An 11915-nucleotide genomic window follows, 5' to 3' on the forward strand; every position below is an offset into this window, starting at 1 on the left:
CAAAAGACGTTCGAACTGACTGGAGTGATTCGCGATGACGCGTACCCCGACCCCCGCCGACCGCTTCTCCTTCGGGCTCTGGACGGTCGGATGGCCGGGCCAGGACCAGTTCGGCAGCGCCAGCCGGGCCGACCTGGACCCGGTCGAGTCGGTGCACAAGCTGGCCGAGCTGGGCGCCGCGCACGTCACCTTCCACGACGACGACGTGGTGCCGTTCGGCAGCAGCGCGGCCGACCGCGACAAGATCCTCGAGCGGTTCAAGGGCGCCCTGACCGAGACCGGCGTCACCGTCGAGATGGTCACCACCAACACGTTCAGCCACCCGATCTTCAAGGACGGCGCGTTCACCTCGAACGACCGCCGGGTGCGCCGTTACGGCCTGCGCAAGGTGATCCGCAACGTCGACCTGGCCGCCGAGCTGGGCGCCGACACCTTCGTGATGTGGGGCGGGCGCGAGGGCGCCGAGTACGACAGCGCCAAGGACCTGAACGCCGCCCACGACCGGTACGCCGAGGGCATCGACACGGTCGCCGCCTACATCAAGGAGAAGGGCTACGGGCTCCGGATCGCGATCGAGCCCAAGCCGAACGAGCCGCGGGGCGACATCCTGCTGCCGACCGTCGGTCACGCGCTCGGCCTGATCGCCAAGCTCCAGCACGGTGACATCGTCGGGCTCAACCCCGAGGTCGGCCACGAGCAGATGGCCGGGCTGAACTACACCACCGGCATCGCCCAGGCGCTGTGGGCGGGCAAGCTCTTCCACATCGACCTGAACGGCCAGAAGAGCATCAAGTACGACCAGGACCTGGTGTTCGGCCACGGCGACCTGTTCTCCGCGTTCGCCACCGTGGACCTGATCGAGAACGGCTTCCCCGGCGGCGGCCCGACCTACGACGGCCCGCGGCACTTCGACTACAAGCCCTCGCGCACCGAGGACAAGCAGGGCGTGTGGGACTCGGCCGCGGCCAACATGTCCAGCTACCTGCTGCTGGCCGAGCGGGCCAAGGCCTTCCGGGCCGACCCCGAGGTGCAGGAGGCGCTGGAGTACTCCGGCGTGCTGGAGCTCTCGCAGCCGACCCTGGCCGAGGGCGAGACCCTGGCCGACCTGCTGGCCGACAAGTCCGCCTACGAGGACCTGGACGTGGACGCCGTGGCCGAGCGCGGCTTCGGGTTCGTCCGGCTGAACCAGCTGGCCATGGAGCACGCCGTGGGCGCCCGCTCCTGAATCCTCACCGCTAGTCGTCGGTCCGGTCGGGCGGCGTGCCCTCGAAGGTCTTGAGGAACTCGTCGCCCCGCCGGCTGATCCGCCGGCTGCTCCAGGAGTCGCGCAGGTACAGGACGAGCAGGCCGCAGCCGGTGAGAACCATGAATGCGATCAGCAGAGCCATCCGACACCTCGCTCGCGTCGAGAAGAACCGGGGCATGATCTGCCTCGACTTCGAGTGAACAGCCTCGGGTGAACCGCGTCCAAGGCTAATCACGAACGAACCGCGCGATGGGGCCCGATTGCGGCGAACGGGTTGACCTGCAACCCGTTCTCTGTAGCCAAGTGGCACCAAACCGGAACGGACGCCCCCGCGCGAGCGGGGGCGTCCGTTCGTTCGGTCTGCTCCTATTCGGTGGCCGGGGGCTGGGTCGCCGAATCCGAGGACGCTGTCCCCGACTCGGTGCCTTCGCTCCAGGAGGGTTGGGTGGTGACGCTCGAGCGGGCCGCGTCGGTCGGGATGTCTCCCGACTCGGGAGCCTGGGTCTCGGACGACTCCCCCTCGGCGGAGTCGCCGGAACCCTCACTCACCTCGATGTCCGCCTGCTCACCGGTGGGCGCCGCGGCGTAGAGCGCCTTGTAGGCCTCGGAGCCGATCGGGTTCTGGTTCGGCTCGAAGATGGCCCCCGCGTAGTAGCTGGCGTCCTCGTTGAAGTACGCCTCGTAGGCCAGGTTCGGGCCGAGACTCTTGAAGAACTCGACCATCTTGTTGATGTAGAACGAGTTGTCGCCACCGTTCTGGCCGGCGTGCGCGGTGCCCGGGTACAGGCCCCACTCCGGCACGGCCAGCTTCTTGCCGTGCTCGGCCGCGAAGTCGGCCCAGAACTTCAGCCCGAAGTCGCCGTTGTAGTGCGTCTGCCAGCCCTCTTCGGTGTTGCCGGCAGGCCAGCTGTCGTAGGAGTCGATCCCCACGATGTCGACGTACTCGTCACCCGGGTAGGCCTGGGTGGCGTCGGCCAGACCGGCGCTGACACCGCGGTTCACCGTCCAGTCGAACTTCATGTCCGGGGCCACGGCCCGCACCGTGGTGACGATCTGCCGCCAGCACCCGACGTACTCCTGCGGGTTCTGGGCGCTCCACTTGTACCAGTTGCCGTTGAACTCCCAGCCCAGCCGGATGATCGCGTCACCCAGGCCGTTGTTCTTGAAGTTCTGGCCGAACTGTGTCCACTTGTCGTTGTACTGACCCGCCGCGCAGCCGGCCATGGTGGCGCTGTCGTCGGCCTCGGGCACCGGCGCCACACCGATCGCCTTCATGTACGGGGTGCCCCGCCAGGAGTCGAAGATCCAGGTCGGGTTGATCAGGTCTTCCCAGCTCTGCCGGGCGGTCCAGTCGACCACCACGTCGACCGGCGCACCCCGCCAGGCCCCGAACGCCTCGGCGTTGGCGGCACTGCTGCCGGGCATGTACAGACCGCTGCCGCCCCAGGGCAGACCGGACCGGTTGGTGGTGGAGCACGGCGTCATCACGTCGTCCGGCGCCGCCGTGTTGGCGACCTCGACGCCGGGGGCGCTGGGCTGCGCCTCCGATCCCAGAGGGGCTGCCACCAGCGACGTCTCGGCCGACTCGGTGCTCTCACCGGCCGTGGCGCTCGACGTGGGTGCGGCGGTGGGCGTGGCCCCGGTCGGCGCGGGGGCCGACTCACTGGCCGACGCCGTGGCTGACGCACTGGCCGACTCGCCGGCCGACTCGCCGGCACTGGAGCTCGCCGAGGAACTGGCCGAGGCGCCTGCGGTCGGCTGGATGCCGTTGCACACGCCACTGATGCCGGCTCCGCCGCCGGTGGCCGGAGGAAGGGTGCTCTCGCCCGTGCCCGGAGTACCGGTGCTCTGGGTGGGCTCGGCCGTGACCGACGCCGTACCGGTCGCTGACGCGGAGGCCGAACCGGACGTGGCCGAGACGGTCGGCGTGTACGTCTCGGTCTGCGTCTGGGTCTCGGTCTGCGTCGCAGTCTGGGTGGCCGCCTCCGTGACCGTCTCGGTACGGGTCTCGGTGGCCGTCTCGGTATGGGTACCGGCCTCGGTGCCGACCACCGGCGGGATGCTGGGACGGGCCTTCTCCCGCTCGATCTCCTGCTCGACCACCTCGGTCTGCCAGCGCCCGGGGAAGTTACCGGTGCTGTTGCGGTGGTCGCGCCGCCACTTCTTGCTCTTCGGCTTCTCCGAGTAGTCGGAGATGTAGGCGGCGCCGTCGGTGCTCGCCCAGGAGACGGCCGATCCGACCTTCTCGTCCCCGTCGGGCCCCTGGCCGGCGACGGCCGGAACCGTCCCGATCGCCGCGGCGATCAGGACCAGTGCGGTTGCCCCCACAACCCGCTTCTTGGTCATCCCCTTCTTGGTCAGCACGCCTTTGCCACTCCCCTGTCTATGGCCTTGTGTTGCCGTCCACGCCCAGTTGGCGCAGGTAACAGGGTGCAGTCAATCAATTGTCTGAATCTTAATGAGAGGTCAAGTTCGAACAGTTTCACCACTCAGTGTCAGTGTTTGGTGACGGCTAGCCAGATACGCCTGTTCCGGGCGGGCCTGCCGGGCACGAAGTAGTCCCCCGTGCTAGACCTGCCCCATGCCCGGCGAACCACCCGGCGGCGAGGCCGCGATCACCTTCCCCCTCGAACCGGGCGACAGTTCCGGCGGCAACGAGTCCACGCTCACCGTGATCGTCGCCTTCGTCGCGAACCTGCTGATCGCGGTGGCCAAGTCGGTCGCGGCGGTGATCACCGGCTCGGCCTCGCTGGTGGCCGAGGCCGCCCACTCCTGGGCGGACACCGGCAACGAGATCTTCCTGCTGATCGCCAACCGCCGGGCCGCGCGGCCGGCCGATCCGGCGCACCCGCACGGCTACGGGCGCGAGGCCTACGTCTGGTCGATGTTCGCCGCGCTCGGGCTGTTCGTGGCCGGCGCCGCCGTCTCCGTGACCCACGGCGTGCAGGAGCTGTTCTCCGAGCAGGAGGCCGGCGACTTCGTCGTGGGCTACGTGGTGCTCGGCGTGGCCTTCCTGCTCGAGGGCACCTCGTTCCTGCAGTCGCTGCGCCAGGCCCGGCCGGAGGCCGCCTCGATGCAGCGCGACGTGTTCGAGCACATCGTGCAGACCTCGGACCCGACGTTGCGGGCGGTCTTCTTCGAGGACTCGGCCGCCCTGATCGGCATCGTGATCGCCGCCGCCGGGCTCGGCCTGCACCAAGTCACCGGTTCGCCGGTGCCCGACGCGATCGGGTCGATCCTGGTCGGCCTGGTGCTCGGCGTGGTGGCGATCGTGCTGATCCAGCGCAACCGCAGCTTCCTGGTCGGCCAAGAGGCCGACCCCAGGGTGCGCTCGGAGGTGATCCGGGCCCTGCTCGATCTGCCCGAGGTCAGCCGGGTGACCTACCTGCGGATCGAGATCGTGGGCCCGCGCACGGTCACCGTGGTCGGTGACGTGGACCTGGCCGGCGACGACGTGGAGTCGAACCTGGCGGTCCGGCTGCGGGCCCTGGAAGCCCGGATCAGCGCCTCTCCTGCGGTGGCCGGCACGGTGCTCAGCCTCTCCTCACCGGACGAGAAGTCCCTGACCCCCTGACCGCCACCTGCGCACCCGAGTGGCGCAAGGACGTCCATAGGCTTACTACTGGGTCTTCCGGGCACAACCGAACGTAATTCCAGATTTCTGGAGGTGCGGTCCATGGCCACTACGTCACCAGCCGGCGGAACCGGGGGGATGCGCTCGGGGCTGTTCGCCCGGCGCTCCCTGGAGAGTCTGGTCGCCCAGCCCGACGAGGAGGGCGGCGAGAAGCTGAAACGGGCCGTCGGCCCGGTGCAGCTCACCGCGCTGGGCATCGGCGGCACCATCGGGACCGGCATCTTCGTGGTCATCGGCGAGGGCGCCGAGCTGGCCGGGCCGGCGGTCGTGCTCTCGTTCGTGCTGGCCGCCGTGGCCTGCATGTTCTCCGCGCTCTCGTACGCCGAACTGTCGTCCAGCATCCCGGTCTCGGGCAGTGCCTACACCTACACCTACGCCTCGCTCGGCGAACTGGTGGCCTGGATCATCGGCTGGGACCTGGTGCTGGAGTACGGGGTCTCGGTGGCCGGTATCGCGGTCGGCTGGGGCGGCAACTGGAACGAGTTCCTGGACAGCACGTTCGGCTGGGAGATGCCCACCGCGATCGCCACCTCGCCGGAGAACGGCGGGGGGGGGAACCTTCCCGCCGTGGTCATCGTGCTGGCCATCACCGCGGTGCTGGTGCTCGGCGTGCGCGAGAGTGCCCGCGCCAACCTGGTCATGGTCGCCATCAAGCTGGTGGTCCTGGTCTTCTTCATCATCGTGGCGTTCGCCAACTTCAGCAGCGGCAACCTCACCCCGTTCGCCCCGGAGGGCCGCGACGGCGTGGTCAGCGCGGCCGCGGTGATCTTCTTCGCCTTCATCGGGTTCGACGCGATCTCCACCGGCAGCGAGGAGGCGCGGAACCCCAAGCGGGACCTGCCGATCGCCCTGCTCGCCTCGCTGGCCATCTGCACCGTGTTCTACGTGCTGGTCGCGCTCGGCGCGGTCGGCCTGGCCAGCAGCGACCAGCTGGCCGGCAGCGAGGCCCCGCTGGCCGCGGCGCTGGACGACGGCGCGGGCATCAGCTGGGCCGCCTCGGTGCTCTCGTTCGGGGCGCTGATCGCGATCACCAGCGTCTGCCTGGTGATCCTGTTCGGCCAGACCCGCATCCTGTACTCGATGTGCCGGGACGGCCTGCTGCCCCGGGGCATGGCCCGGGTGAGCCCGCGGTTCGGCACCCCGGCCCGGCTCACCGTGGTGCTCGGGGTGCTGATCGCGATCCTGGCCGCGCTGGTCCCGCTCAGCGAGATCGTGAAGCTGGTGAACGTCGGCACCCTGTTCGCCTTCGTCCTGGTCAACGCGGGCGTGATCATCCTGAAGTACCGGCAGCCGGACTTCCCGCGGGCCTACCGGGTGCCCTGGAATCCGGTGCTGCCGCTGATCGGCATCGGCTTCTCGGTCTACCTGATGAGCACCCTGGAGTGGGAGACCTGGATCCGGTTCCTGGGCTGGATGGCGCTCGGGCTGATCATCTACTTCGCCTACGGCTACCGGCACTCACGGCTGCGCAGCCACCCCGAAGAGGTGGCCTGACCGCAAGTCTCAGCCCTTGACCGCTCCGGCCGTGGCGCCCTCGGCCAGCGTGCGCTCGGCGATGCCGTAGAGCGCCACGATCGGCACGGTCAGCAGCACCGAACCGGCCATCAGCACGGTCTTGGGCACCTCGACCCCGCTGGTGAGCTGGGACAGGCCGAGCGAGACGGTCCAGTTGTCCCGGTCGCCGGTGAGGAAGAGCAGGGCGAACAGGAACTCGTTCCAGGCGATCATGAAGATGTACAGGCCGGTGGACATGATCGCGGGGACCGACAACGGCAGGGTGATCCGCCAGAGCATGCTCCAGCGCCCGCAGCCGTCGATCGCGGCCGCCTCCTCGATGCTCACCGGCACCGAGCGGAAGTGCCCACGCAGCATGTGCACCGAGACCGGCACGGTCAGCGCGATGTAGACGAACACCAGCCCGGCCAGCGAGGAGGTCAGTCCCAGGCGGGCGAACGCGATGTAGAGCGGCCCGGCCAGGACCACGGCCGGGAACAGGTACACGGCCAGGAAGGCCACCCCCAGCCAGTTCCGGCCGGAAAACGGGATCCGGGCCAGCGCGTAGGCCCCGAGCACCGAGAACAGCAGGGTGAACAGCACCGTGGCCAGCGCCACGAGCAGGGAGTTCAGCATCAGCGAGGGAAAGCCCTGGCCGCCGTCGGAGACCGGGCGCAGCACCTCGCGGTAGGCGTCCAGGTCGATCTGCTCGGGCCAGAGCCGGCCCGGGTCCTGCAGCAGCGCGCTGATCGGGGTGACGCTGAGCAGCAGCATGTAGAAGAACGGGAACGCGGTCACCAGGACCAGGACGGCGATCACCACCCAGCGCAGTACCCCGAAGACCCGGCTGCTCATTCCTCCCGCCCTTCCACGCGCCGCGAATACGTCACGTACAGCACCAGGAACACCGACAGCACCGCGGCCAGGGCCAGCGCCTCGGCCGCCGCCGCACCGATGTCGAAGCGGGTGTTCAGCGTCTCGATCACCCGCACCGCGGCCACCTGGGTGCCGGCCGTGCCCCCGGTGAGCAGGTAGACGTCGTCGAACTTGTTGAAGGTCATCACCACCCGCAGCACCGCCAGCAGCGCGATCACCCCGGACAGTTGCGGCAGCACGACGTGCCGGAAGGTCTGCCAGATCGACGCGCCGTCCACCGTCGCCGCCTCTTCGAGTTCCCGCGGGACGGTGAGCAGGCGCGCGGTGATGAAGAGGAAGGCGAACGGGAAGTACCGCCAGATCTCGAAGGCGATCACCGTGATCAGCGCGTAGGGGCGGGTGCCGAGGAAGCTGATCGGCTCGTCCCACCCGAGATAGGTGGTGCCCCAGTGGTTCACGATGCCGGACTGGCCGTCCAGCATGACCTTCCAGACGAAGGTCACGGCCACCACCGGGGCCACGTAGGGCAGCAGCATCAGGGCGCGCAGCAACCCCCGGCCCGGGAACGGGCGCCGGAACGCCAGCGCAGCCACCAGGCCGACCACGATCGAGCCCACGGTGGCGGCGACCGAGTAGACCGTGGTGATCCACAGCGAGCGCCAGAACCGCTCGGAACCGAAGACGCCGGTGATGTTCTCCAGGGTGAACCGGCCGAACAGGCCGGTGCGGCGCATCGTCACCAGCGAGAGGTCCTGGAAGGCGAGCACCACGTTCCAGAGCACCGGCAGGACCACCACCAGGGTGACCACGACCACGGTGGGGACGACCAGGGTCCAGCCCTCGCGGTTGCGCCGGGCCGAGAGCGAGCGGACGGCCATCAGCTGAGGTCCTCCTGTACCTGCTCGACCGCGTCCTGCGCGGCCGGCCCGAGATCGGCTCCCCCGGCCGCACTCTCCGCGACCGCCTGGGACAGCGGCAGTTGACTCGCCACCGCGCCGAGCAGTTCGCCCTGGTCCTGGGTGATCGCCCAGCGTTCGATCGTCCCGGCCACCCCGCTGATCTGCTCGAGGGTGGTGGCGTCGTAGACCTCGACCAGAGGACGCCGGCGGTCGACTCCGGCGGGTAGGCGGGCCCATTCGTCGGTGAAGCGTTGCGGATCGTCCGGGTCGCCGTTGCGGACCGGGAACTTGCCCTCGGGGGCCAGGCCCAGCCAGTCGGGGTAGGCGTCGGACATCATGTACTCGATCAGCTGCTCGGCCGGCCCGGTCTTGGCCCCGGCCACGGCGATCCACGAGGTGATCTCGCCGAAGGTGCCGGCCGCGCCGCCCTGCGGTCCGGTGACCGAGGTGACCACCCCGCTGTTGCGGGAGAGGAACTCCGGGTCGGCCGCACACTCGGGACAGGTGGGCAGCGCGTCGTCGCGCAGGCCGGCCAGCTCGTCGAGCAGGAAGGTGGACCACAGCACCATCGCCGACTGCCCGGCGAAGTACGACTCGCGGGTGGTGTCGACGGTCTGGATGCCCTTGGGCGAGTACTGCCGGGCCAGCTCGGTGTAGAGCCCGAAGGTGGTGGCGCACTCCGGAGAGTCCAGCCGCACCTGCCCCTCGGCGTCGACGAGCTGACAGCCGTTGCCCAGGGCCAGCGCCTCCAGGGTCTGGGAGGTGAACACGTCGGCCGGGTCGGTGGCCAGCGTGATGCCGAAGCGCCCGTCGCCGGTCAGCTCCGCGGCCGCCCGGCGCAGTGCGTCGTAGCTGGTCGGGGCGGACAGCCCGGCCTGCTCGAAGAGGTCCTTGCGGTAGACCAGGACCTGCGCCCAGGCGTCGGAGGGCACGGCCAGCTGCCGGTCGCCGTTGCGGGTCAGTTCCAGCGCCGAGGGGGCGAAGGTCGGTTCGCCGAGACGGTCCACCACCCGCCCGGCCGCGTCGGCGTCCAGCACCTCCTGCGCGTCGAGCTGCCGGACCAGCGCCAGCGGGAGGCCGCCGATCGCGTCCGGCAGCGTTCCGGCGGCGGCGCTCTGCACGACCAGCTGCGGCAGCTGCCCCTCGTCGATCCCCTGCAGATCGACCTGGATGCCGGTGCGCGCGGTGAAGTCGCGCATCATCTCCTGCTGCCGGGTGAACCGGTCGGAGAGGTTCTCCAGCGTCCAGACCTTGATCCGGCGCAGGTCACCGGCCGACGGGTCCTGCGCGCAGGCGGCCAGGGCGGCGCACAGCAGCGCCATCACCACGGCCACCGCGACTCTGCGGTCAGGCATCTTCACGTCCGCCGATCCGGAGGTTTGGGACGGTTCGAGCCCCTTGGCTGGAGATGGGCAGTAGAGCATCCCGCGTCACCGCAGATCAATGGCTGGGCGCACCGCCCGTGGAAAACTTGCCGCGCGCCCGGTGTCGAGAACGGCCCAGCGGCTCCGACCACGGGGTGAGAACGGTCATCGGGCCGTTCCGAGCGAAGGAGACCGACATGGCCAAGTACCTGCTGCTCAAGCACTACGGCGTCAGCCCCGAGGGGGAGAGCGGCTACGCCCCGTTGTTCGAGTGGACCCAGGCCGAGATCGAGACGCACATGGCGTTCCAGCACCAGATGATCGAAGAGCTGCGCGAGAGCGGTGAGTTCGTCGCCGTGGCGGCGCTCGGGTCTCAGTCGGCCTGTGTGCGCTCCGGCGGTGAGGACAAGCCGCCGGTGGTCACCGACGGCCCCTACGCCGAGTCGAAGGAGCTGGTGGCCGGCTGGTTCATGATCGACGTGGACTCGGCCGAACGGGCCTACGAGATCGCCGCGCGGGTCTCGTCGGCGCCCGGGCGCGGTGGCGAGCCGGTGAACGAACTGATCGAGGTACGGCCGCTGATGGGCACCGGGCCGGCGGAGGCGGACGTCTGAGCGTGGAGCACCTGCTGCGCGAGCTCGCCCCGCAGGTTCTGGCCGCCCTCGTGCGCCGCGGGCATCCGTTCGCGGCGGCCGAGGACGCCCTGCAGGAGGCCCTGCTCGAGGCCTGGACCAGCTGGCCGGAAGCAGGGACGCCCGCAAGCCCGCGGGGCTGGCTGGTCACCGTGGCATCGAGGCGGCTGATCGACAGTACGCGCTCGGAGGTCTCGCGGCGCCGGCGGGAAGAGCAGCTCGAGGCCGAGCCGGGGCCCGGGCCCACCGAGCAGAGCGACGACACTCTGCTGCTGCTGTTCCTGTGCTGCCATTCCTCGCTCAGCCCCTCATCGGCGGTGGCGCTGACCCTGCGGGCGGTGGGCGGCCTGACCACCAGGCAGATCGCCGAGGCCTTCCTGGTGCCGGAAGCCACCATGGCCCAGCGGATCTCACGGGCGAAGAAGATGCTCGAAGGAGCCCGGTTCGGGGCGCGCGGTGATCTCGGGCTGGTGCTTCGCGTGCTCTACCTGATCTTCAACGAGGGCTACACCGGGTCGCTCGACCTGGGCGCCGAGGCGATCCGGCTCACCCGCCGGCTGGTGGCCGAAACCCGTTCAGCACCAGAGCCGCTGGGCCTGCTGGCCCTGATGCTGCTGCACGACGCCCGGCGCCCGGCCCGGTTCGCTGCCGACGGCAGCCTGGTACCGCTCGACCGGCAGGACCGCTCACTGTGGAACACCGCCCGGATCGAGGAGGGCGTGAGACTGCTGCAGGCCGCCCTGGCCCAGGACCAGCTGGGTGAGTACCAGGCACAGGCGGCCGTCGCGGCGCTGCACGACGATGCGGCCACCGCCGCCGAGACCGACTGGCCGCAGATCCTGTCCTGGTACGACGAACTGCTGGCGATCCACGACACACCCGCCGCCGCGCTCAGCCGGGCGGTGGCCGTCGGCGAGGCGGACGGACCGCAGGCCGGGCTGCGGGCGCTCGAGGCCGTGCGGCCGCGACTGCCCGCCGGGCATCACCGGTTTCATGCCGTGCGCGGGCATTTGCTGGAACGCTCCGGTGATACGACGGGCGCGGCCGCGGCCTATGCCCAGGCGGCCCGGCTGGCCACCAACACGGCCGAACGCGACCACCTGAGCAGGCAGGCCGGGCGAATGCGGGCGTGAGAGTGTAGGAGCCGTGAGCACCCCCTCGGCACCCCGGCGACGTGGGCGCCCCGGCAACGACCAGGCCACCGTTCTGCGCACTGCGGTAGAGCTGTTCAACCGCCGGGGCTACGACGCGACCAGCATGGGCGACCTGGCCAAGGAGCTGGGGCTGACCAAGGCCGCGATCTACCACCACGTGGAAAGCAAGGAACAGCTGCTGATCGCGGCCCTCGACGATGCGCTGGACGAGCTGACCGCGGTGGTCGAGGAGGCCACGCGGCCGGGGGCCGAGGGCACCGCCTACGCACGACTGCGGGCGGTGGTCCGGCGCAGCGTGGAGGTGCTGATGGCGCATCAGCCGAGTGTCACGCTGCTGCTCCGGGTGCGGGGCAACAGCGAGGTCGAGGTGGCTGCGCTGCAGCGCCGGCGGCGGCTGGACGAGCAGCTGGCGGAACTGGTGTCGGAGGCCGTGCGGGAGGGTTCGCTGCGGGCCGACCTGCCGCCCTCCCTGGTCAGCCGGCTGCTCTTCGGCATGGTGAACTCACTGGTCGAGTGGTACCAGCCGACCGGCTCCTACGATCCGGCGACGGTGGCCGACGCCCTGACCACGCTGGCCTTCGACGGGCTGGCCGCAGGAGGCAAGGCCTAGGTCCTG

The 11915-nt window shown here is 70.1% G+C and carries 11 protein-coding genes; 6 read left to right on the forward strand and 5 right to left on the reverse strand.

Translation table 11 applies throughout. The features are described 5' to 3' along the window. The first annotated feature begins 34 nt into the window (after positions 1-34). The gene (xylA, locus tag LWF15_RS06335; RefSeq protein WP_232809421.1) at positions 35-1225 is read left to right on the forward strand and encodes a xylose isomerase; all 1191 of its coding nucleotides are present in this window, start codon (positions 35-37) and stop codon (positions 1223-1225) included. Positions 1226-1235: 10 nt separating this feature from the next. On the opposite strand, the gene LWF15_RS06340 is transcribed toward xylA, so the two are convergent. Both LWF15_RS06340 and LWF15_RS06345 read right to left on the reverse strand, forming a co-directional pair. After that, complete coding sequence (locus LWF15_RS06340; RefSeq protein WP_232809422.1) at positions 1236-1388, reverse strand: hypothetical protein; 153 nt, start codon at positions 1386-1388, stop codon at positions 1236-1238. Positions 1389-1612: 224 nt separating this feature from the next. Further along, positions 1613-3610, reverse strand: coding sequence for a glycoside hydrolase family 26 protein (locus LWF15_RS06345; RefSeq protein ID WP_232809423.1), 1998 nt, complete (start codon positions 3608-3610; stop codon positions 1613-1615). 217 nt (positions 3611-3827) lie between these two features. Between LWF15_RS06345 and LWF15_RS06350 the strand changes: the two genes are divergently transcribed. After that, positions 3828-4820 (forward strand): cation diffusion facilitator family transporter, encoded by a 993-nt coding sequence (locus LWF15_RS06350; RefSeq protein WP_232809424.1) that lies wholly within the window; start codon positions 3828-3830, stop codon positions 4818-4820. A 102-nt stretch (positions 4821-4922) separates the two neighbouring features. Continuing rightward, positions 4923-6374, forward strand: coding sequence for an amino acid permease (locus LWF15_RS06355; RefSeq protein ID WP_232809425.1), 1452 nt, complete (start codon positions 4923-4925; stop codon positions 6372-6374). A 9-nt stretch (positions 6375-6383) separates the two neighbouring features. Here LWF15_RS06355 and LWF15_RS06360 read toward each other — a convergent pair whose 3' ends face one another. From LWF15_RS06360 to LWF15_RS06370, 3 genes are read right to left on the reverse strand one after another with little or no spacing between them, the layout of a single operon-like run. Then, positions 6384-7229, reverse strand: a complete 846-nt coding sequence (locus LWF15_RS06360) for a carbohydrate ABC transporter permease (RefSeq protein WP_232809426.1) — start codon at positions 7227-7229, stop codon at positions 6384-6386. Further along, on the reverse strand, positions 7226-8128 hold the full coding sequence (locus LWF15_RS06365; protein ID WP_232809427.1) for a carbohydrate ABC transporter permease: 903 nt from the start codon (positions 8126-8128) through the stop codon (positions 7226-7228). The genes LWF15_RS06360 and LWF15_RS06365 overlap by 4 nt, the downstream gene beginning before the upstream one ends. Further along, a complete protein-coding gene (locus LWF15_RS06370; RefSeq protein WP_232809428.1) occupies positions 8128-9504 on the reverse strand; it encodes an ABC transporter substrate-binding protein in 1377 nt (458 codons plus the stop codon). The genes LWF15_RS06365 and LWF15_RS06370 overlap by 1 nt, the downstream gene beginning before the upstream one ends. 206 nt (positions 9505-9710) lie before the next feature. Between LWF15_RS06370 and LWF15_RS06375 the strand changes: the two genes are divergently transcribed. From LWF15_RS06375 to LWF15_RS06385, 3 genes are read left to right on the forward strand one after another with little or no spacing between them, the layout of a single operon-like run. Further along, on the forward strand, positions 9711-10127 hold the full coding sequence (locus LWF15_RS06375; RefSeq protein ID WP_232809429.1) for a YciI family protein: 417 nt from the start codon (positions 9711-9713) through the stop codon (positions 10125-10127). A 2-nt stretch (positions 10128-10129) separates the two neighbouring features. After that, on the forward strand, positions 10130-11278 hold the full coding sequence (locus LWF15_RS06380) for an RNA polymerase sigma factor (protein ID WP_232809430.1): 1149 nt from the start codon (positions 10130-10132) through the stop codon (positions 11276-11278). Between the two features lie 13 nt (positions 11279-11291). Next, positions 11292-11909, forward strand: coding sequence for a TetR/AcrR family transcriptional regulator (locus LWF15_RS06385; protein WP_232809431.1), 618 nt, complete (start codon positions 11292-11294; stop codon positions 11907-11909). Positions 11910-11915 lie beyond the last annotated feature (6 nt).

Source organism: Kineosporia rhizophila, from assembly GCF_021277265.1.
Taxonomy (GTDB): Bacteria; Actinomycetota; Actinomycetes; order Actinomycetales; family Kineosporiaceae; genus Kineosporia; species Kineosporia rhizophila.